General features: G+C 45.1%; 16 protein-coding genes. 4 read left to right on the top strand and 12 right to left on the bottom strand.

Annotated features, from left to right (window positions below):
- Nucleotide 1: 1 nt before the first annotated feature.
- Nucleotides 2–721 (top strand): ribonuclease PH, encoded by a 720-nt coding sequence (gene rph / locus Q9312_RS14125; RefSeq protein ID WP_309201509.1) that lies wholly within the window; start codon nt 2–4, stop codon nt 719–721.
- A 92-nt stretch (nt 722–813) separates the two neighbouring features.
- Here the strand turns inward: rph and Q9312_RS14120 are convergent, their stop codons facing one another.
- Complete coding sequence (locus Q9312_RS14120) at nt 814–1,020, bottom strand: hypothetical protein (protein WP_309201508.1); 207 nt, start codon at nt 1,018–1,020, stop codon at nt 814–816.
- 147 nt (nt 1,021–1,167) lie between these two features.
- On the opposite strand from Q9312_RS14120, the gene Q9312_RS14115 reads away from it, so the two are divergent.
- Nucleotides 1,168–1,917 (top strand): DUF4097 family beta strand repeat-containing protein, encoded by a 750-nt coding sequence (locus tag Q9312_RS14115; protein ID WP_309201507.1) that lies wholly within the window; start codon nt 1,168–1,170, stop codon nt 1,915–1,917.
- Between the two features lie 239 nt (nt 1,918–2,156).
- Nucleotides 2,157–3,749 (top strand): protein adenylyltransferase SelO, encoded by a 1,593-nt coding sequence (locus tag Q9312_RS14110; protein ID WP_309201506.1) that lies wholly within the window; start codon nt 2,157–2,159, stop codon nt 3,747–3,749.
- Here Q9312_RS14110 and Q9312_RS14105 read toward each other — a convergent pair.
- From Q9312_RS14105 to carA, 4 genes are all read right to left on the bottom strand, one after another.
- Complete coding sequence (locus Q9312_RS14105; protein ID WP_309201505.1) at nt 3,732–5,120, bottom strand: GGDEF domain-containing protein; 1,389 nt, start codon at nt 5,118–5,120, stop codon at nt 3,732–3,734. The genes Q9312_RS14110 and Q9312_RS14105 overlap by 18 nt on opposite strands.
- A 230-nt stretch (nt 5,121–5,350) precedes the next feature.
- Nucleotides 5,351–5,830: a transcription elongation factor GreA gene (gene greA / locus Q9312_RS14100; RefSeq protein ID WP_309201504.1), complete on the bottom strand. Its 480-nt coding sequence runs from the start codon at nt 5,828–5,830 to the stop codon at nt 5,351–5,353.
- Nucleotides 5,830–9,051: a carbamoyl-phosphate synthase large subunit gene (carB, locus tag Q9312_RS14095; RefSeq protein WP_309201503.1), complete on the bottom strand. Its 3,222-nt coding sequence runs from the start codon at nt 9,049–9,051 to the stop codon at nt 5,830–5,832. The genes greA and carB overlap by 1 nt, the downstream gene beginning before the upstream one ends.
- A 74-nt stretch (nt 9,052–9,125) precedes the next feature.
- Nucleotides 9,126–10,250 carry a glutamine-hydrolyzing carbamoyl-phosphate synthase small subunit gene (gene carA / locus Q9312_RS14090; RefSeq protein WP_309201502.1) on the bottom strand — a complete coding sequence of 375 codons (1,125 nt, stop codon included), beginning with the start codon at nt 10,248–10,250 and terminating at the stop codon, nt 9,126–9,128.
- 255 nt (nt 10,251–10,505) lie between these two features.
- Here carA and Q9312_RS14085 point away from each other — a divergent pair, with 255 nt between their 5' ends.
- A complete protein-coding gene (locus Q9312_RS14085; RefSeq protein WP_309201501.1) occupies nt 10,506–10,688 on the top strand; it encodes a hypothetical protein in 183 nt (60 codons plus the stop codon).
- A gap of 384 nt (nt 10,689–11,072) precedes the next feature.
- On the opposite strand, the gene dapB is transcribed toward Q9312_RS14085, so the two are convergent.
- From dapB to hrcA, 7 genes are all read right to left on the bottom strand, one after another.
- Complete coding sequence (dapB, locus tag Q9312_RS14080; RefSeq protein ID WP_309201500.1) at nt 11,073–11,897, bottom strand: 4-hydroxy-tetrahydrodipicolinate reductase; 825 nt, start codon at nt 11,895–11,897, stop codon at nt 11,073–11,075.
- Between the two features lie 105 nt (nt 11,898–12,002).
- Nucleotides 12,003–12,806 carry a class I SAM-dependent methyltransferase gene (locus Q9312_RS14075; protein WP_309201499.1) on the bottom strand — a complete coding sequence of 268 codons (804 nt, stop codon included), beginning with the start codon at nt 12,804–12,806 and terminating at the stop codon, nt 12,003–12,005.
- Between the two features lie 114 nt (nt 12,807–12,920).
- On the bottom strand, nt 12,921–16,508 hold the full coding sequence (locus Q9312_RS14070; protein ID WP_309201498.1) for an EAL domain-containing protein: 3,588 nt from the start codon (nt 16,506–16,508) through the stop codon (nt 12,921–12,923).
- Nucleotides 16,509–16,643: 135 nt separating this feature from the next.
- Complete coding sequence (gene dnaJ, locus Q9312_RS14065; protein WP_309201497.1) at nt 16,644–17,777, bottom strand: molecular chaperone DnaJ; 1,134 nt, start codon at nt 17,775–17,777, stop codon at nt 16,644–16,646.
- Between the two features lie 89 nt (nt 17,778–17,866).
- Nucleotides 17,867–19,795, bottom strand: coding sequence for a molecular chaperone DnaK (gene dnaK, locus Q9312_RS14060; RefSeq protein WP_309201496.1), 1,929 nt, complete (start codon nt 19,793–19,795; stop codon nt 17,867–17,869).
- Nucleotides 19,796–19,929: 134 nt separating this feature from the next.
- The gene (gene grpE / locus Q9312_RS14055; RefSeq protein WP_309201495.1) at nt 19,930–20,502 is read right to left on the bottom strand and encodes a nucleotide exchange factor GrpE; all 573 of its coding nucleotides are present in this window, start codon (nt 20,500–20,502) and stop codon (nt 19,930–19,932) included.
- A gap of 85 nt (nt 20,503–20,587) precedes the next feature.
- Nucleotides 20,588–21,622, bottom strand: a complete 1,035-nt coding sequence (gene hrcA, locus Q9312_RS14050; protein ID WP_309201494.1) for a heat-inducible transcriptional repressor HrcA — start codon at nt 21,620–21,622, stop codon at nt 20,588–20,590.
- Nucleotides 21,623–21,700: the final 78 nt, after the last annotated feature.

Below are 21,700 nucleotides of genomic sequence, written 5' to 3'. Positions count from 1 at the left end.
GATGCGCCCAAGTGGTCGAACCCCCAATCAACTTCGTCCGGTTACTATTACTCGCCAATTTACCAAGCATGCTGAAGGCTCAGTACTGATTGAAATGGGTGAAACTCGCGTATTATGTAACGCCTCCGTGGTCGATGGTGTGCCCCGCTTCCTTAAAGGAAAGGACCAAGGTTGGCTGACCGCGGAATACGGAATGTTACCCCGCGCGACACACAGCCGCAGTGACCGTGAAGCGGCCCGCGGTAAGCAAACGGGCCGTACCCAAGAAATTCAACGCTTAATTGGTCGAGCACTGCGTGCTGCTGTCGATCTCAAGCAATTGGGCGAACATACTATTCACATCGATTGCGACGTTCTACAAGCTGATGGGGGAACCCGCACGGCCTCAATTACCGGCGCTTGCATTGCGTTAGTCGATGCCATCAATTGGTTGATACGCCAGAAGAAAGTCAAGGTAAACCCTCTCAAGCATATGATTGCAGCGGTATCGGTTGGCGTGTACAAAGGCGTTCCGGTGCTTGATTTAGATTACGCCGAAGACAGTAAAGCTGAGACAGACATGAATATTATTATGGATGAGAACGGTGGCTTTATTGAAGTACAAGGAACCGCCGAAGGTGAAACCTTTAGCTATGATGAACTGCAAGCGATGTTAGATCATGGCAAAAACGGTATTCGAGAACTGATTGATGAGCAAAAGCGCGCCCTCGATCAACTGTAAACGTCATTCTCGATAGACGTCTTTCGCTGCTGACTGAACCCTTGGATTAAGTTAGCGGCGCTCTCCGTTTTAACCTGACGTCAGATGGCTGATTAAGACTTACCTTCACCCTTTACTTTTGTTTTTCCGCAATGTTTGCATTGATAGCGAGTTACTAAACGACCTTGTTGCGAATCAAACTCCGAGGTTTTATCCACCACCCACTGATGTAAGTTATTGGCACACAAGGTTTTACCTTGGCGCTTTTTCGCTTTCAGTTTTTTTCGTTTAGTCACAGATAGCGAAACGACATTACTCATAAATTATTGACTCTTATTCGCTCGAAACGATAAAGCGCTAAAAAAAAGTTACCGACATTCAAACCATTATTTGATCGACAGCGTCTTACCCAACAACGCAGTACATTTTACACAATAATTTTGAATCTAACTGTCTGGGAGAACAACATGCCGCGATTCACACGATCAATGATTTTAATTACTAGCGCTTTCACTTTACTGTCTGCCAGCGCAAAAGTACAAGATGAAATCAACCAAGTTTACGATTTTTCGGCCAATGGAGAAATTAACCTGAGCAATATCAATGGTGATGTGCGCATTTCGGCGTGTGATTGCAGTCAGGTCACCTTACGCGCTCAAATTATGGCATCGAACCAAGAACTGCGTGACCGTATTAGCGTTGAAATCGACGCCAATGAAAGTCGTCTGGATGTGAAAACGCGCTACGAAAAGTCCAGTAAACACAACTACGGTCAAAGCCGAGTCGATTACACCCTTACCGTTCCAAACACCGTTAATTTAGATGACATTGAGTTGGTCAATGGCAATCTAACCATCTCAGGCGTATCAGGAAAGCTCGGAGCCGAGTTGGTGAACGGTCACCTCGACAGCGATGGCAGCTCGTCAGACATTGATGTTGATGCAGTGAATGGTGACATCGATATTCGTGTTGAGAACTTCGCGCATCTTAAAAGAATTGAGCTCAACTCAGTTAACGGAGCGATCAAATTGCGATTACCGAATGCCGACGATATCAGTCTCGACGCCTCATCCGTTAACGGCTCTTTATCCAATGAATTTGGCATTCCCGTGAAAAAACACAAATGGGTCGGTAGTTCAATGAAATCTACCCAACGAGGCTCTGTCGATATCGAGTTAGAGACCGTCAATGGCAGCATTCGCGTGGTCGAGAATTAACCCCTGATAGCACCGCGTCGTTACCCTCCCAGTGCCTCAACACTGGGAGTTTTTTCTTCTCTAAATTCCTCAACAACCGCTTATCTTCGCAGACCCGTTGTCCTTAAATAAAAATCCCACGCAAATATTGTCGTTACTTTCTGCTTTCAGGTCAGTTACACTATGGCTTAAAACGCGATTCTATTACTTCATCAGAAACTGGGTTTCGACAATACCAACGTTGAAATTGAAAAACGGCCATGTCTAAGAGCAGCAATCTAAATCATTTACATCAATCGCTTGATCAAACCTTCGTTGAGCAATTACCCGGCGTTGATAACGACAGCCATCAACCGAAGCAAACGCCAGCGGTTTGTTGGCACCACTGCACGCCTACAAGAGTTTCTTCACCCACCTTAATTGCGGGCTTTTCCGAGGTCGCTGAATCCTTAGGTTTAAAACCTCAATGGCAAGACGATCGAGCGTTAGTAGAGTGGCTCAGCGGTAATCGTAGGCTTGACGATTCAATGCCCTATGCGGCCTGCTATGGCGGTCATCAATTTGGACATTGGGCAGGACAACTTGGCGACGGTCGCGCCATCACGCTAGCCGAAATAACTCATGAGCGTCAGCGATTTGACATTCAATTAAAAGGTGCAGGGCCCACGCCCTATTCACGTCGCGGCGATGGCCGAGCAGTGTTGCGCTCTTCGATTCGAGAATTCTTGTGCAGTGAAGCTATGCATCATCTGGGTATTCCTACGACTCGAGCATTGAGTTTAATTCGTACCGGCGATAAGGTCGTGCGCGATATGTTTTACGATGGGCATCCAGAGAGAGAAACTGGCGCCATTGTTTGTCGAGTGGCGCCCTCTTTTGTTCGCTTTGGTAATTTTGAAATACTGGCGGCTCGTCAAGAAACAACGTTATTAAAACAGTTCTTAGACTTTGTTATTCGGCGAGATTTTAGTTTTTTAAAAGAGCAATTTCCTAACCTAGATGACTCAATAGATCACGCAGTGTACGCGGCTTTTTTTGCAGAAGTCTGTCGCCGAACCGCCACGATGATCGTTCACTGGCAACGCGTCGGCTTTGTGCACGGTGTTATGAATACCGACAATATGTCAATTTTAGGATTAACCATTGATTATGGTCCTTATGGTTGGTTAGATAATTATGATCCAGCCTTTACGCCCAATACCACCGATGCGGAAAATCGCCGTTATCGTTTTTCACAACAACCTGCAATTGCCCGTTGGAATCTGGTCTGTTTGGCCAATGCGCTTGCTGCGATAATTGACGATCATGAAATTTTTCGCATGGGTATTGAGCTGTATGATCACAACTTACAAAAAGGTCTGTATGACATGCAGTGTCAAAAGCTTGGCTTAAGCAGTGCAACCCAATACCAAACTAAACACTTGGCACTGATTCAATCACTCTATCAACGACTGCCTGAGCTTAACATTGACTACACACTATTTTTTCGACAGTTAATGTCTAACCATCCATCGTCGGCTGATTTCCTCCATTGTTTTTACACACCTACAACCGAGTCATCACAGGCATTGCAACGTTGGTTAGACGATTATCGTGAATGCCTAACAGAGGGTCGGCTAGAAAAGAGAGCGCAGGTTATGGCTCAAGCCAATCCCCAATTTATTTTACGAAACTATTTATCACAAATCGCCATTGACCACTGTGAGAGCGGCAATTACGACCCTTTAAACGACTTGATGAATGCGCTTCGCTCGCCTTACCAAACGATTAACAAATTTGATAGTTTCTATCAAAAGCGTCCAGAATGGGCTGAGAATAAAGCAGGCTGCTCAATGCTAAGCTGCAGTTCCTGAATAACTTTGATGGTTTTCAGTGACTCGATTTCGGCCGTTTTCTTTTGACTGGTAAAGAGCGTCGTCAGCTCGTTTAAAGATAGCGTCTGTCGAATCGTTTTCGCCGACTTCGCTCAATCCGATACTCACCGACACAGCTAGCTCAGGATAATTCGCGTTTTTGTAATCCACAACATGATCAAGAATTCGCTCAGCTATCCCAAACGCTTCTAAGCGTTCAGTGTCTGGCAGAATAACACCAAACTCTTCGCCACCGATTCGACCTAACTCATCATAGGGACGAATAATTTCTGAAATTGAATGACTGACATCTTTTAACACCGTATCGCCTACATCATGTCCAAACTCATCGTTAATTAATTTAAAATGATCGATGTCGATAATCATCAAGCAAAACACATTACCTTTGCGGTTAAACAGTTGTATTTGAGAATTTAAATACTCGTCAAACTTTCGGCGGTTATCAATTCCTGTTAAAGGATCGGTACGAGCTTCCTTTTGCGCTTGTTGGCGTTCACTTTGTGCTTTAACGTTTAATACGGCCAGTTGCTGCTCAAAGGCTTCGCGCTTTTTAATTTCTGCTTTCAGTTTTCGATTGGTTAAAATGCCAAAAACAATTAAGAATAGAAATGCAATCGACAGTGGTAAGGTAATACTGGTTATACTCCAATCGTTATCAGAGGTTTCTACTCCCCACTTAAGTTGCAAAGCAGAAACTATAGAACGCTCTAACTGTTCAATCGCTTCATTCATCGCTAACTTTAACGGAGCTTGGTTCTGATTCAGTAAATAAACCAATTGGCTTTTCTGGCTAAGCTCACGAACTTTCACCAACTGATGCCAACCTATTTTTCTTAACTGTGCCGCAACGCTGGCTTGATTTAACACAATGGCATCGACCTTTGAAGCGGCAAGCGCATTCACCAGCTCTGCGGGCGATGTGTAAGTTTTCCAAGATTCTGGCCGTTGGTGCTCGTCGAGTAATTGCTCTGAAAGTGCTGAGTCGGCTAACAAGCCGAGGTTTTTATTTTTGTAATTCGATAAGTCAGTAATCTCGTTATTATTAGGCCGCGACAATAAATACACGGGCATAGCCAAGAGTTCTTTCGACCGACTGGCCTTTGGAAACTCATTAAGTTGTGGATCAATCACCAGTGCCCCTTGAATTTGTCCTTCTTGATAGGCTTTGATGAGTGCAGAGCGACTTTCGAACATAATGAGTTGCGTTGATTGATTAACGCCTTGGCTAATTTCAGCATGAAGATCAGGAAGAAAACCAGCGATGGCATAGTGTTCATTGGCATAGGCAAACGGCGCATCGGAGACGACGCCAATACGAACGACTTTTTCGCTAGCGAAGGTCGGCAACATGGCCGTTGCGAGAAGACAAACACAGGCGACTCTCAGCGTAATCCATGCGCGACAACTCGTGTATCTTGCTAAGAAAAAATAACAGTAATTCAATAGATTGAGCTTTTTTGACGGTTTTTTTTAGTATAGGTCAAATGCCAGAGAAGGCGAGTTTTGGATAGCCCATAAAAAAGGCCAGAGTAATCTGGCCTTTTTCAACGGATCGCGAGCGACGTTTTATCGCTAATAAGCTAAATATAGTTAACTTCAGCGATTTCGTATTCAACTTCTCCACCGGGCGCTTTCACCACCACTTCATCACCTTCATTTTTACCAATGAGGGCGCGAGCAATGGGCGATGAAACAGAGATTTTATTCTCTTTTATATTGGCCTCATCTTCTCCCACAATTTGATAACTCACTTCTTCTTCAGTATCAATGTTGATTAGGTTAACTGTCGCACCGAAAATCACCTTTCCATTGTTGGTCATGGTGGTCACGTCAATGATTTGAGCGTTCGATATTTTCCCTTCGATTTCTTGAATACGACCTTCAATAAAGCCTTGCTGCTCACGTGCTGCATGATATTCAGCATTTTCTTTTAAGTCACCGTGCTCTCTTGCCTCAGCAATAGCAGCAATGACTTTAGGTCGCGCTTCCGTTTTCAAATGTTTCAACTCTGCACGAAGGCTATCAGCTCCCTGCTTAGTCATTGGAACTCTGTTGTTCATTATGATTTAACCTTTTCATGTAACTCTTGTACCGAAACAACGGATTCGCGAGTTTGTTTTTTAATCGCCTGGGTCGTTGCTAAAGCGCCCGCCAAAGTAGTGGTATAGGCAATTTTATGCTGCAAAGCTGAACGTCGAATGGTGAACGAGTCAGCGATTGCCTTTTGACCTTCAGTCGTATTAACGATGTAATCCACTTCATCGTTTTTGATCAAATCAACAATATGCGGACGTCCCTCATTTACCTTGTGGACTTTTTGGCAGGGTACACCAGCGGCCACTAGTGCTTTTGCAGTACCGGATGTCGCCACTAACTCAAAGCCACACTCAATCAGTGCACGCCCCACTTCAGGTAGTTTCACTTTATCAGCATCTCTTACACTGATAATTGCGCGCCCACCTTTCGGTGCCTGCGAACCGCCACCAAGTTGTGCTTTGTAGAAGGCTTCACCGAAGGTCTCACCAACCCCCATTGCTTCACCCGTCGATTTCATTTCTGGGCCAAGAATAGGATCCGATCCTGGGAATTTATTAAAGGGGAATACAGGCTCTTTGACCGAATAAAAAGGCGGAATGACTTCGTTCAACATGCCTTGGTCAGCTAAGCTGGTTCCAGCCATTACCCGTGCTGCAACTTTTGCTAACTGAACACCGGTAGCTTTCGACACAAAAGGAACCGTTCGTGAGGCTCGTGGATTCACTTCAAGCACATAGATGTCTTGGCCTTTAATCGCAAACTGAGTATTCATCAATCCTCGAACATTTAGCTCTTTTGCCATTGCCGCAACTTGGCGACGTAACTCATCTTGAATCTCAGCACTTAAAGAATGTGGAGGAATCGCACACGCAGAATCGCCTGAGTGAACACCTGCTTGCTCAATGTGCTCCATGATGCCGCCGATTAAACAGTTTTCACCGTCATAAATACAATCAACATCCACTTCAATCGCATCGTCTAAGAAACGGTCAAGAAGGACGGGCGACTCATTCGACACGCTCACCGCTTCATTCATGTATCGGCGCAACTCTTCTTCACCGTATACAATCTCCATCGCTCGGCCACCCAATACATAAGACGGTCGAACCACTAACGGATAACCAATTTCATCGGCCAGTCGAATGCCTTCTTCAAGGGTTCGCGCAGTACGATTCGGCGGTTGGCGTAGGCCTAACTTGTCGATCGCTCGCTGAAAACGCTCGCGGTCTTCCGCACGGTCAATCGCATCCGGTGAAGTACCGATAATCGTTACACCTTCGGCCTCTAAAGCACGGCAAATTTTAAGCGGTGTTTGTCCACCATAATGAACTATCACGCCTTTCGGCTTTTCAACGCGAACAATCTCTAGTACATCTTCTAACGTCACTGGTTCAAAATAAAGACGATCAGAAGTGTCATAATCGGTTGATACAGTCTCAGGGTTACAGTTAACCATAATGGTTTCGTAGCCGTCTTCGCGCATCGCTAATGCGGCGTGTACACAACAATAATCAAACTCAATGCCTTGGCCAATGCGGTTTGGACCGCCACCCAACACCATGATTTTATCCCGCTCGCTGGGGTTCGACTCACACTCGTCTTCATAAGTGGAATACATGTAAGCAGTGCTGGTTGCAAACTCCGCGGCGCAAGTATCAACACGCTTATACACCGGAGATACTTTTAATTTACGACGCAGCTTGCGAATTTCTTTTTCCGACGCGCCAATCAGATCACCCAAACGGGCATCTGAGAAACCTTTGCGTTTATAGGTGCGTAAAACGTCGGCCGTGACATCACCCATCGACATTTCAGCGAATTCTTTTTCAAGCGTTACCAGTTCTTCAATTTGCACTAAGAACCAAGGATCGATATTGGTTAGCTCAAATATTTCATCCATTGAGTAGCCCGCGCGGAAGGCATCGGCAATGTACCAAATACGATCAGCACCCGGCACGGTCAGTTTTTGACGCAAGATATCTTTCAGTTCAGGTTCATTCAAATCAATGATGGGATCAAACCCTGTTTTACCTTGCTCTAGACCACGCAATGCTTTTTGCATCGACTCTTGCAGCGTTCGGCCAATCGCCATAACTTCACCAACGGATTTCATCTGCGTGGTTAAAGTCGCATCTGAGTTAGGGAACTTCTCAAAGTTAAAGCGCGGGATCTTCGTTACAACGTAGTCGATACTTGGCTCAAACGATGCAGGCGTTTTGCCTCCGGTGATTTCATTTTGTAACTCATCGAGGGTGTACCCGACGGCAAGCTTAGCCGCGACTTTGGCAATCGGGAAACCCGTAGCTTTTGACGCTAATGCAGACGATCGAGAAACCCGAGGATTCATTTCAATAACAACCAGGCGACCATCTTCTGGATTGACCGCAAATTGAACATTCGAGCCCCCAGTTTCAACGCCTATTTCACGCAATACAGCTAAAGATGCATTACGCATGATTTGATATTCTTTGTCGGTAAGCGTCTGAGCCGGCGCGACGGTGATCGAGTCACCCGTGTGCACACCCATCGGGTCAAAATTCTCTATCGAGCAAACGATAATGCAATTATCAGCTTTGTCTCTGACCACTTCCATTTCGTATTCTTTCCAACCGATGAGTGACTCATCAATCAGCAACTCATGGGTTGGAGATAAATCTAAACCACGAGTACAAATTTCTTCAAACTCTTCACGGTTGTAAGCGATGCCACCACCGGTTCCACCCATGGTGAACGACGGACGAATAATACACGGAAAGCCAACATGTTCTTGGACTGCGTAGGCATCTTTCATGCTGTGGGCAATACCTGACTTCGGCATGTCTAAACCAATTTTACGCATGGCTTTGGCAAATAAGTCGCGGTCTTCGGCCTTATCGATTGCTTCGCGGGTTGCTCCGATCATGGATACACCATGAATTTCTAGAACGCCTCGAGACGCTAAATCTAAGGCACAATTTAACGCAGTCTGCCCACCCATGGTTGGTAATAGAGCATCTGGTTTTTCTTTTTCAATGATCTTTGCGACCACTTCCCAATGCAATGGCTCGATGTAAGTGGTATCGGCCATTTCTGGATCGGTCATGATGGTCGCGGGGTTCGAATTGACTAATATGACCCGGAAGCCTTCTTCGCGAAGCGCTTTACACGCTTGCGCACCTGAGTAATCAAACTCACAAGCCTGTCCAATGATAATGGGTCCTGCGCCAAGAATGAGAATACTTTTTATGTCAGTTCGTTTCGGCATTATTGGATGCACCTTCTATGTGTTATTCGTGTATTGACTGTTCCGACTGCAACGCTCTTCAAAGGCGTAGCAAGTTATCGGTTGGCTTGCATAAGTTCGACAAAATGGTCGAACAAAGGCGCAGCATCGTGTGGTCCCGGGCTCGCTTCGGGGTGCCCTTGAAACCCAAATGCGGGTTTATCGGTACGATGAATGCCTTGCAAACTGCCGTCAAACAGCGACACGTGAGTGGCTTTTAAATTGTCTGGTAACGTGCTTTCATCGACCGCAAAACCGTGATTTTGCGACGTAATCATGACACGATCGTGTTCCAAATCTTTAACAGGATGGTTGGCGCCATGGTGGCCAAACTTCATCTTAATGGATTTGGCTCCGCTGGCTATAGCCAACAATTGATGGCCCAAGCAGATACCAAAAATAGGAATGTTTTTATCTAGTAAGGTCTTAATCGCTGCGATTGCATAATCGCATGGCTCTGGATCGCCAGGACCATTCGACAAGAAAACGCCATCGGGTTGCATCGCCAAAACATCGTCGGCCGATGTTTGCGCCGGGACAACGGTAAGTTCACAGCCGCGCTCAACCAGCATTCGTAAAATATTGCTTTTTGCGCCAAAGTCATAAGCAACCACTTTGAACTTTTTCTCCGCGAGTTCACCGTAGCCTTTTTCAATGTCCCAAGTTGAGCTGGTCCATTGCGAAGAGCCTGTTTGACTGACCACTTTCGCCAAATCCATTCCCTTCAACCCAGGGAAATCTTTCGCTGCCTGAAGCGCTTTCTCTTCGTCAATCTCGCCACTCATAATGGTGCCAGACAGCGCCCCTTTCTCACGCAAAATTCTCGTCAATTTGCGCGTATCAATGTCGGCGATGCCTAAGACATTGCGTTGCTTCAAATAGTCAGAAAGTGTTTGTTGGTTGCGCCAGTTACTGGCTAGCAAGGGTAAGTCACGAATAATCAACCCAGTGGCCCAAACTTTGGTCGACTCTTGATCTTCCTCGTTGGTGCCCGTGTTGCCAATGTGTGGATAAGTTAACGTCACCATCTGCTGGGCATAGGATGGATCGGTTAAAATTTCCTGATAACCTGTCATAGCTGTATTAAATACCACTTCACCAACGGCTATTCCGTCAGCGCCAATGGATTTACCGTGAAACAGGGTTCCGTCTTCGAGGATAAGGATGGCGGGTTGACTCAAAAGGGACCTCCAGTAATGCTCTAGATACACAAAAAGCGGAATTCAAGAGCCTGGATTCCGCTTTTTAATAAGATTCAAACTGAAATTGCCCGCGATGGACAAAATCGGTGTATTTTAAGCGATCCGCGGTTGGATTGTCCATGCAAGAGAGACGAGAAAGCCGAGAAATGTCTGCAACTCCGAGGTCAAGGAGTCTTTACTGGACAGATTGAAAAGTTTTAGCGGTTTTCAAGGTATTAAGACCCTAATTAATCTATGGCTATTTACCCGCATCATTCCGTAAGTACCATGGTCGATGCCTTACAGGAAATCGCCCACTTAAAATGCTTCCTTGGCGATACCCTTTGCACGATCGTTTCTCATGTTCAAGCGGCAGCTCTGGCTTTGTTCGCTAAAAATCTCACTAAAAAATTCGCTACAAAAGAAAAAGGCGACTAACGTCGCCTCGGTATCCTTTCTGTCTTCATCCTGAAGCTTTTGTCCCTGACACGTCCGTGTTGATGACCATCCTAAAGTCTTCTCCATTGCAGCTGTCCATTCCCTGCCGCATGTGAGTAGATTACTCCGAAATGAATTTCGAGCAATCCCCCAAAACACCCTAGACATCAATTAAACAAGGTGCTCAAAAACGTAACTCTTTGATTATTCAACAGTTAGCGGCAGAGTTAGCGAAAACAATACCTATTTCAGTAGGCAATTTGAGACTTTCGCTGTCAGCTCCTTGAGAGATATCTCACAAGGTTAGTCAGCAATCGCTTAAACGATTCTTTTTTTAGAACCGACAGTTGTTAATCTTTCGCGGGTTCAAGTCAGCTGACAGCCTCAATTGACACCGCCAAATAATTCATCCAAGCCCAATACATCCGCCATATCGAAATGACCAGCGGTTTGCTTTGATACCCAAACAGCGGCTCTGACCGCCCCTTGAGCAAAGGTCTGACGATCGCGAGCTTTATGAGTGATTTCAATTTCTTCACCACTCATCGCAAACAGCGCAGTATGCTCGCCCACAATATTTCCAGCTCGAATCGCTGAAAAGCCAATCGAGCCGGGTCTTCTTACCGCATCTTTGCCGCAGCGATCAAAGGCTGCCAGCTCACTGAACACCTCTCCAAGCCCTTCCGCTATTGATTCTCCCATGCGCAGAGCCGTTCCCGATGGAGAATCTTTTTTGAACCGATGGTGCGCTTCAATAATTTCAATGTCAGAATCATGACCGATGGCCTTCGCCACTAACTGCAAGACTTTCAATGTAAGATTGACGCCGACACTCATATTGGGTGCAAGCACCATCGGGGCTTGGCTAGATAATTCAATCAATTGTTGTTTTTGTTGATAACTAAAACCCGTGGTCCCTATCACCATTGGTATTTTTAGCTCTGCACATAACTTTGCCGTCTCAATCGAATAGTCTGGCAAACTGAAGTCAATCAGCACATCAACCTGATCCGCCACAGCTGATAAATCATCAACCAATAGTATTTTGCTGTTAATTTCTGGGAATTGTCGATTAACCGGTTCACCGGCCCATTTATGACCTCGTCGCAACAGCGGAGCGGTAAGCTCAACCTGCGGGTTACGATCGATGGCATATAAAAGCGCTTGCCCCATTCTTCCGGTACACGCGTTGACAGCAATTTTAGTCATAGTCATCTCTTAAATGTGCAATAAATTTTGGCGATCTTAACAGACTGTTTTGGCGAGCGTTAGAACCGATCCGATTAAGCTTACCAAGATCACTTACCCTCTCGCTTAGCGCTTAGTCGCGACTAACCCATAGACCAAAGGAATCATACCTTCACGCTCCTTAAACTGATAACCCTGTTCTGCCGCTACCATGTCAGAGAAACACTCATAAGGAGAATAGTCATACTCATTAAAACTTTGAATTAACATGTTTTGTTCGAGCGCCGCAGAAAAAATATCTTGCAGTGGATGATTCCAGCCCACTTCGGTAACACCTTCATCCGTTTCGCTGCCATCGGTGTAGCTACTGTTATTCTGCTCTGTTATCGGCCCTTGGTTAAAGTAGCTGTAACGAATGTTGCGACACTCGCTATCAAACATCCAAATAAAAGGATGAAACTCAACCAAGATTAAACGTCCCCCTGGCTTAAGTAACTTTGCCGCACTGTCAAACCAACCATTGACCGAAGGATGCCAACCCAGCACACCATAAGATGCGAAGACACAATCAAATGCCTCACTCTCGATCAATGGTGGCTGTTGCTGATGCATGGTTAAAATATCGGAACAAACAAACTTCGCCGACAATCCCAAAGCTGCATTTAACTCTTTCGCTTTTGCAATGGCTTGAGAAGAAAAATCAACGCCGGTTACCTGAGCGCCCATTCGCGCTAGTGACAAGGAATCTTGACCAAAATGACATTGTAAATGAGCAATGGATAAGCCACTAACATCTCCGAGTAGCTCAAGTTCAATTGTATTTAAAGAGTTGCGACCCGATATAAAGCTTTCGTTATCGTAAAAGTCTGACGCCATATGTTTAGCGACACGATCGTCCCAAAGTTTTTGATTAATTTCTAAATAGTTCATAATATCATTTAACGTTATAGTGTTTGAATTGTTAGAGTTTGTATGTTTAAGTTTTCTTGATAATGCTCGTTCAGCTTGCAGTCAACTAAAGCGTTTAAGCACATGCGCAAATGATTAACTTAGCAACGACTCATTCATTAATAGCTTTTCAAAATCATGTTTATTCATAGGTTTGGCAAGATAATAGCCTTGGCCATATTGACATCCTTGCTGTTGTAAAAACTGTAACTGCTGTTCTGTTTCGATCCCTTCTGCAATAACTTTTAAGTCGAGCTTTTTCGCCATGGCTATAATGGTTTTAACCAAGGTTTCAGCCGATTTTTCTTGACCTATTCTTTCTACAAAAGAGCGATCGATTTTTATCACATCGACTGGAAACTTAACCAAGTAACTTAAAGAGGAATAGCCTGTACCAAAATCATCAATAGCAATGCGGATATTTTTAGTTCTCAGATCTTCAAGAACTTTTATCGCTCGAATACTATCATCCGTTAACAATCGCTCAGTCATTTCCACCGTAATACGAATCGATTTTCGATAGTCAAGCACACTGCTCAACCATTGTTCTAGTGCATGATCCTTAGTTTGGAACAGACGCGGCGATATATTGATAGAAAGCCCAATATCTTTACCAGCATCACTTTGTTGCTTTAAAAACGACGCCGCCTGATTAAAAATTTGTAAATCAATACGATTAACCAAACCCGACTCTTCGGCCAAAGGTATAAAGTCTGAGGGAGGAATGTATTCGCCATCACTAACTTGCCAACGCGCTAAAGCTTCGCACTTATCGATTACCATTCGTTCGAGATCATAAATCGGCTGAAAATAACTTTCTAGGTGTTCTTCATTAACGGCCTTAATTAATTTCATCAACAGAGAGTGGCGATATTCTGATCGTTGTTGCATTTCTAAGGTATAAAATTGCCATCCATTTCGTCCGCTGCGCTTTACTTCATACATTGCTTGGTCGGCTTTTCGCAGCAATGTCTTGGCATCAACACCATCATTTGGGTAAATTGAAATGCCGATACTGGCACTGGTATACATTGTAGAATTATTAATTCGATACGCTGTTTCCAATTTTTCTAAAATCTTTTCAGTCACCGACAATGCTTCATGAAACTCATGCACGTCGCCTAAAATAACACCAAATTCATCGCCACTCAGGCGCGACACCGTATCCGACTCGCGCACACACTCGCTTATATTTTTTGCAACGGCAATTAATAACTTATCACCTATATCGTGACCATAATTATCATTAATCGATTTGAACCGATCTAAATCGATAAATAATACGGCAAGCTTGTTTTCTTGACGACTTGCTTTTTCAATAGCCGTTACTAACCGGTCATTGAACAATGCACGGTTAGGCAAGTTAGTTAAACTGTCATAGTTAGCTTGATGCTCGATTAACAATGAGCTTTCGACTTTGTCGGACACATCTTGGATAGTGCCAGTTAAAATCAGTTCTGAATCTTCGGTACTTGGACTACCGATCACTCTTACCCAGTGCTTGTCTTCTATCAGCTTTAAGTCAATATCAAAGGATTGCTGAAACTCAAGAGCGTATTTAATGGATCCTTCCAGTTGTTTAAAACTTTCCTCTTCAAAACGAGATCGAATGCTTTCAAACGTTGGGGTTTTTTCATTCATTTGTGGCAGTTTTAAAATACGTGAGCTTTGCAAAGACCATTGCAGTAGGGTCCCATGTCTATCGATCTTCCAACCGCCAACTTTTGCGGTACGGCCGACTTTCTCTAGCAATCGCTGACTTTCTAATAACTCAGATTGCAAACGAATTTTCTCGCGTTCTTGTCGGAACCGAATGTTCACGTAGTAAATGATAAATAGGGCCGTCACCAAAATGATAAGCCGAGTGGTCCACAATGAGGTAGTAAATGCATCGCCCACTAATTTAGGTTTTGCAGCAATCTGCCAACTACCACCACCAACACTCAAGGTAATTAACTCAGCATCTGAGGCCTCGAATACCTCCGTCGTTCCCCAAAATACTTTGCCTAAGTTTCCAAAGGAATCGAAACTACGAATGGCAACTTCCATATCGAGGTAATCATCGCGAATACCGGAACTACGAAATAACTTTTCAGCATCGATTGGTGCGGAAATAATGCCCCATAAACGGCGCTCAGTACCACTACCCGTGTAGATTGGAGCACGGCCGATAAATGCGGTTCCTCCTTGCACCAACTCTACCGGCCCTACCACTAAAAGTTGCCCAGTATTGGCAACTTGCAATGCGAGGTCTCGTTGGTCAAGATTTTTCCGATAGTCTAACCCTAACGCTTTTTCATTGCCTTTCAGCGGATAGACATAATTCACCACCATATCTTTTGCCGCAGCAAAATTATTAATCAAGGTGTTTTTCTTAAAGACCTCGCGAGCGTAATTATTAAATTGCTCTTCGGTTAAATCAGGATTCGCTGAAATAAAAGCGGAAAAACCTCGCAACATGGTTAGATTGGTTTGCAAGTTGCCTTTCAAGTTCGCACTGATTGAGTTCAGTTTTTGCAAAACACTCACTCGATTAACTTGTTCATTTTCACGCTGAATTTGACGCTCAGCTTGATAAGTAAGTGCCAGTGCGAGCGCCGCAATACTCGCGACGGTTGCATAGAGATGGCGACGGTACCAGAAGAAAAACACCAAGACTAAAAGGGCAATCAATAGCAATATTTGTGATAAGAAATTAATGGCTTGCTGATTAGAGCTTTGTGGCTGATACAACATTCCATCGATCGTAACATTGGGTTCAACTACGCCAACATCGATTAATTGGTGCAACATGGTTTGCCAGCGACCGGGATTCGACTCGCCCAGCGTTAATACTGGATATCCGGTTAACTCTTCAATTGAATCAGCAAAATAGTAGTTGTAAGCCAACTGATCATCGTATTGATAAATGTATCGCGGAAATTCGCGCGAAATTTTCTCAGCGATTTCGCGCTTATGACTCAGCGCATAATGCCAACCACGCAGCGATGCATCAACGAATTTACTGACAACTTGAGGATTTTGTTCTAAATAGCGTCGCGTTGTGTAAATCGAGTCACCATAAAACTCGACGCCATAATCCGCTGGCAATAAGCGATTCAGTACCACGCCTTTTTCCATTGCTTGGTATTCAGCCGAGATCTGATAGGTCACAATCACATCAGCTAAGCCATCGAGTAATGAATTGATGGTGACAGGCGCATCAACAAAGGTGATTTTGGAAACATCGTAACCTTGAGATAAAAAGAGCGCTTCTACCTCCGCTTGAGTGTTGCCGCCTTTAAGCATTGCAATACGGCTACCGGCTAAATCCGCAAGATCATCCAATTCAGTTTCTGGCAGCGAGAAAAAAGCAATCGCACTGCGCTGAAAGATCGGAGCCAGAATAACAAAGTCATCTCCAGGCTGGCGCTGCGAAAACACCTCTATCGAACCAATGGCAAAGTCCACTTCGCCACTTCTCAACCTGTCTGTTGGCACCAGCAGTTGACCGTCAGCGCGAGCACCAGAAATAATCTCAACGGAAAGGCCAGCGTCTTCATAATAACCCTGCCATAGAGCAGCATAGTAACCGGCAAACTGAAACTCATGTTCCCATTTAAGTTGAAGCTTTACAGGGGTCGCAGCCCACAGCAAACTGCTGCAGATACATAACACTAAAAGAAATATTCGAGAGTGGTTCATTGCTCTTCGCGCTGCTTGAGTATTCATCTAAGCATAGCGGATTGTGTGCCAATTACGCCAGTTAAAAGAAAAATGGCGCCGTAGCGCCATTTTTTACCTAACATTAATCAGCCATCTTACTAAACGTGGCGGGTTTTACTTAGTAATCCCTTCCCAGAAGCTTTTCACGCCATCAAACCAGCTTTTCGACTTAGGATTATGGCGACTGTTGCCATTTTTTAGCGAGTTTTCAAACTCTCTAAGCAAGTCTTTTTGCTCTTTACTAAGATTAACCGGAGTTTCCACCACCACTCGGCAGTAGAGATCGCCAGCATGGCTACCTCGCATGGCGGTTACGCCCTTACCGCGTAATCGGAATAACTTGCCTGACTGAGATTCAGCAGGAACCTTCAAACTCACTCGACTATCAAGGGTCGGAACCTCAAGTTCACCGCCTAAACATGCCGTGGTGTAGCTGATTGGGACTTCGCAATACAAGTCGTTACCATCGCGAGTAAAGATTGGATGTTCTTTTACGTGCACTTGCACGTATAGGTCACCGGGTTGTGTGCCGGGACCACCCGCTTCACCTTCACCAGAAAGCCGAATGCGGTCACCGGTGTCAACGCCCGCCGGAATTTTAACCGATAGCGTTTTCTCTTTACGCACTCGGCCTTGACCATTACAGCTGCCGCAAGGATCTTTAATCATCGTACCCTGCCCGTGACATTTAGGGCAGGTTTGTTGAACAGAGAAAAAGCCTTGTTGCATGCGCACTTGACCAGCACCGCCGCACATATCGCAACTGGTCGGTGACGTTCCTTTTTTCGCGCCACTGCCATCGCAAGTTCCACACGCAACATAGGTAGGCACGTGGATCTTTGCCTGAGTGCCATGGACCGCTTCTTCCAATGTCAATTCTAAGTTGTATCTTAAATCGGCACCGCGGCGAGGTCGTTGCGCTCCGCCTTGCCCACGACCGCCAAAAATATCGCCAAATACATCACCAAAAATATCACTAAAACTGGCGCCACCGGCACCACCACCAAAACCACCTTGCGAAGGATCAACCCCTGCATGGCCAAATTGATCGTAGGCTTGTCGTTTTTCAGCATTCGATAAGATTTCGAAAGCTTCTTTCGCTTCTTTAAACTTATCTTCTGCTTCTTTTGAGTCAGGATTACGATCAGGATGATATTTCATCGCCAATCGACGATAAGCTTTTTTGATCTCTTGGTCATTGGCTGACTTATCAACACCAAGAATTTCATAATAGTCGCGTTTTGACATACCGCTTTAGCCCGTTTTTGTTACTCTTTCAGACAAAGACGCGGACTGTTCAGCCCGCGTCTTTGGTGTCTATGGTTTACTAACAACAATTACTTCTTGTTATCATCAACTTCTTCAAACTCAGCATCGACAACGTCGTCGTTTCCAGAAGCTTGTTCAGCCGACTCTCCAGCCGCTCCACCCGCTTGGGCTTGCGCCTGAGCTTGTGCATACAAACGTTCTGCCATTTTAGCAGACGCCGCCGATAGCGCTTCTGTTTTAGCTTCGATATCGTCTTTGCTATCGCCTTTCAAAGCTTCTTCTAAGTCTTTAATGGCCGCTTCAATCGCTTCTTTCTCGCCATCTTCTAACTCAACACTCTCGTCATTCATGCTTTTACGAGTTGCGTGAATCAAACCGTCGGCCTTGTTGCGAACTTCAATAAGCTCTTGAAACTTCTTATCTTCGTCAGCATGAGCTTCGGCGTCTTTCACCATCTTTTCGACTTCTTCATCGGATAATCCAGACGATGCTTTAATAACAATCGACTGCTCTTTTCCGGTCGCTTTATCTTTTGCTGAAACATTCAAAATACCGTTCGCATCAATGTCGAAAGAGACTTCGATTTGCGGTACACCGCGTGGTGCAGGTGGTATATCTTGTAAATCAAACTTACCTAACGATTTATTTTGTGACGCTTGCTTACGCTCACCTTGAAGCACATGCACCGTTACTGCGGTTTGATTGTCATCCGCCGTTGAGAAAGTCTGTGATGCCTTAGTTGGAATGGTCGTGTTTTTCTCGATGAGGTTCGTCATCACGCCACCCATGGTTTCAATACCCAGCGATAGTGGAGTAACGTCAAGTAACAGAACGTCTTTAACATCACCCGACAATACCGCACCTTGAATCGCAGCACCCATAGCAACCGCTTCATCAGGATTAACATCTTTACGAGGTTCTTTTCCGAAAAACTCACTCACCGTCGCTTGAACTTTCGGCATACGAGTTTGCCCGCCCACCAAAATCACATCGTCAATGTCAGATACATTTAAACCAGCGTCTTTAAGTGCCACTTTTAATGGCTCAAGAGTACGTTCAACCAGCTGATCAACCAATGACTCTAACTTCGCTCGAGTGAGTTTGATGTTTAAGTGTTTAGGGCCTGTTGCATCAGCCGTGATGTACGGAAGATTCACATCGGTTTGTTGGCTTGACGATAATTCAATTTTTGCTTTCTCTGCCGCTTCTTTCAAACGTTGCAACGCTAAAGCATCTGAATGTAAATCAATGCCTGTGTCTTTCTTAAACTCTTCAGCCAAGTACTCGATGACTCGTAAATCGAAATCTTCACCACCTAAGAAAGTATCACCATTAGTCGATAACACTTCGAACGTGTGCTCGCCTTCTACTTCGGCAATCTCGATGATTGAAATATCAAAAGTACCACCACCTAAGTCATAGACTGCAATGGTGCGGTCGCCTTTTGCTTTGTCCATACCATAAGCAAGCGCAGCCGCTGTTGGCTCATTAATAATACGCTTCACTTCTAGCCCGGCAATTCGACCAGCGTCTTTTGTCGCTTGACGCTGAGAGTCATTAAAGTACGCAGGTACAGTGATAACGGCTTCAGTGACTTTCTCACCAAGAAAGTCTTCCGCGGTTTTTTTCATTTTCTTTAGCACTTCGGCAGAAATTTGCGGAGCCGCTTTCTTTTCGCCTTTAACTTCAACCCAAGCGTCACCGTTGTCAGCTTTAACGATTTTGTAAGGCACCATTTTGATGTCTTTCTGAACAATTTCGTCTTCGAATCGGCGACCGATTAATCGCTTAACGGCAAACAATGTATTTTCTGGATTGGTCACTGCCTGACGTTTCGCAGATTGACCCACTAAAACTTCACCGTCATCAGTGAATGCAACGATGGACGGCGTTGTACGACCACCTTCACTATTCTCGATTACGCGAGTGTCTTTGCCATCTAGAATGGCAACGCAGGAATTGGTCGTTCCTAAATCGATTCCAATAATTTTACCCATGTTACTTCTCCAACCTTTAAATCGTTTCAATCTGGTTCGGTTACTGCGTTTACGCAATAGCCACAAAATTTGTCTTGTTTCTTTATCTTGGGGCTAATTTATTCAATTCAAGCGCCCCAAATGAATTAGTTTTACTAGACCTGCTGGTCTATATTGGCAGGCTTACCTTTATTCACAACCACTCGCGCAGGACGAACCACGCGGCCGTTTAAGGTATAGCCTTTTTGGAATACCGCAATCACACTATTGGCTTCAAAATCCGGGTTTTCTTGCATCGACATAGCTTCATGCAATTCAGGATTGAAAGGCTGTCCGACCGGATCAATCTGCTCAATATTCTTCTTCGATAAGCTATCGACGAACATTTTTAAGGTTAACTCCATACCTTCTTTTAGCGCTTGCGATTCTTCCGTTTCCGCTGGCTGCTGCAACCCTTGCTCAAGACTGTCTAAAATCGGTAATAACGACTCAACGAACCCTTCCAATGCATATTTATGAGCATTTTGAACGTCTCTTTCTGCTCGACGACGCACATTGTCACTCTCCGCTTGCGCACGCAACGCTCGCTCTTTAAGTTCAGTGACTTGATCGGTCAGATCGGTCACTTGCTGCATCAACTCTGCCACTTGGTTATCGTCGGTGACAGCCTGCTGTTGCGCTTGCTCTTCCACTGGATTGTCCGCTTCGTTGTTAGTTTGCTCAGACATCGTTTTACCCCATGTACACTTTTATAACTTCGACCAATGATGCTAAATCATCGATCAAACTGAACGAATTTCGGGTATATGGGGGCTACTCAGAGTGATTCAAGGCCGAAGATAATAATTTCGCCGTGATATCGACGATGGGAATGACCCGATCATAAAACATTCTTGTCGGACCAACGACTGCCAGCACACCAACGGGCTCACCTTCCATTTTGTAGGGAGCGGTCACCACACTGCATGAAGACAAGCCTTCACTCGCACATTCTTCGCCAATAAAGATTTGCACACCCTCAGCGGCGATGGCTTTATTCAGTAATGCAAGCACTTCTTGTTTTTGCTGAAAGGCATTGAACAGCGCTTTTAAACGCGACAGTTCGCCTTCACTATTGACCATATCTAAGAGATTCTTGTCGCCGGATAAATGGTAGTCATCAGCGGTCGATGAGGTCGACAAGCTGGCATTCGCTAACTCAATGGCCAGCTGCATCATGTCGTTCAATGTTTCTTTCTCAGTTTTCATCGTCTCTAACAGTGTTCGACGAGCCGATTCTAAGTCGCGCCCTGCCAGATGCTGATTCACATAGTTGGTCGCTGCAACGAGCTGTGCTGGCGTAAAACGACGCTCACTGTATATCACCCGGTTTTGAACTTCGTGATCATCGAGTACCAGCACCACGAGAATGCGCTTCTCCGTTAACGGCATGAATTCAATATGCTTAATGCGTGTGATCTTTCGCGAAGGTAATTTAACTAAACCTGCCATCGATGTTAGCTCCGATAGCATTCGAGAGGTATTCGACAGCATCTCTTGGGTGGTTTGTGCGGGCGCAAATTGGCGCGCAATTTCAGCTACCTGTTCTGGTTGCGGCGGCTGCACCGTCAACAAATGATCAACGAATAAGCGAAATCCCTGATCCGTGGGAACTCTGCCTGCAGAGGTATGCGGAGACTCAACAAATCCTTGTTGTTCTAATTCCCCCATCACATTTCGAATGGTGGCAGGACTCACCGCAAGTTCCGACAACTTCGCCAAGGTTGACGAACCGATGGGTTGTCCGGTTGTTAAGTATTGCTCAACCAACACTTTCATCAGTTGGTGCGCTCGATTGCTTAAGGTCACGGCCGATTACCATCCTCAAAGGTTGCTACGAGAAAAATTGCCCTAGCAAATAACAGGCAACTCGGATAACTCAGCTTT

It is taken from the genome of Pleionea litopenaei (genome assembly GCF_031198435.1).
In the GTDB taxonomy this organism is placed as follows: domain Bacteria; phylum Pseudomonadota; class Gammaproteobacteria; order Enterobacterales; family Kangiellaceae; genus Pleionea; species Pleionea litopenaei.
This window is presented reverse-complemented; position numbering and strand designations above follow the sequence as displayed.

Bases quoted from the DNA above. Each gene is read 5' to 3' on its own strand.
- Q9312_RS14075 (WP_309201499.1), bottom strand. From the start codon at position 12,806: ATGAACTATTTAGAAATTAATCAAAAACTTTGGGACGATCGTGTCGCT.
- Q9312_RS14070 (WP_309201498.1), bottom strand. From the start codon at position 16,508: ATGAACCACTCTCGAATATTTCTTTTAGTGTTATGTATCTGCAGCAGT.
- Q9312_RS14110 (WP_309201506.1), top strand. From the start codon at position 2,157: ATGTCTAAGAGCAGCAATCTAAATCATTTACATCAATCGCTTGATCAA.
- dapB (WP_309201500.1), bottom strand. From the start codon at position 11,897: ATGACTAAAATTGCTGTCAACGCGTGTACCGGAAGAATGGGGCAAGCG.
- greA (WP_309201504.1), bottom strand. From the start codon at position 5,830: ATGAACAACAGAGTTCCAATGACTAAGCAGGGAGCTGATAGCCTTCGT.
- dnaK (WP_309201496.1), bottom strand. From the start codon at position 19,795: ATGGGTAAAATTATTGGAATCGATTTAGGAACGACCAATTCCTGCGTT.
- dnaJ (WP_309201497.1), bottom strand. From the start codon at position 17,777: ATGTCAAAACGCGACTATTATGAAATTCTTGGTGTTGATAAGTCAGCC.
- grpE (WP_309201495.1), bottom strand. From the start codon at position 20,502: ATGTCTGAGCAAACTAACAACGAAGCGGACAATCCAGTGGAAGAGCAA.
- carB (WP_309201503.1), bottom strand. From the start codon at position 9,051: ATGCCGAAACGAACTGACATAAAAAGTATTCTCATTCTTGGCGCAGGA.
- Q9312_RS14115 (WP_309201507.1), top strand. From the start codon at position 1,168: ATGCCGCGATTCACACGATCAATGATTTTAATTACTAGCGCTTTCACT.
- rph (WP_309201509.1), top strand. From the start codon at position 2: ATGCGCCCAAGTGGTCGAACCCCCAATCAACTTCGTCCGGTTACTATT.
- Q9312_RS14120 (WP_309201508.1), bottom strand. From the start codon at position 1,020: ATGAGTAATGTCGTTTCGCTATCTGTGACTAAACGAAAAAAACTGAAA.
- Q9312_RS14085 (WP_309201501.1), top strand. From the start codon at position 10,506: ATGGCTATTTACCCGCATCATTCCGTAAGTACCATGGTCGATGCCTTA.
- Q9312_RS14105 (WP_309201505.1), bottom strand. From the start codon at position 5,120: ATGTTGCCGACCTTCGCTAGCGAAAAAGTCGTTCGTATTGGCGTCGTC.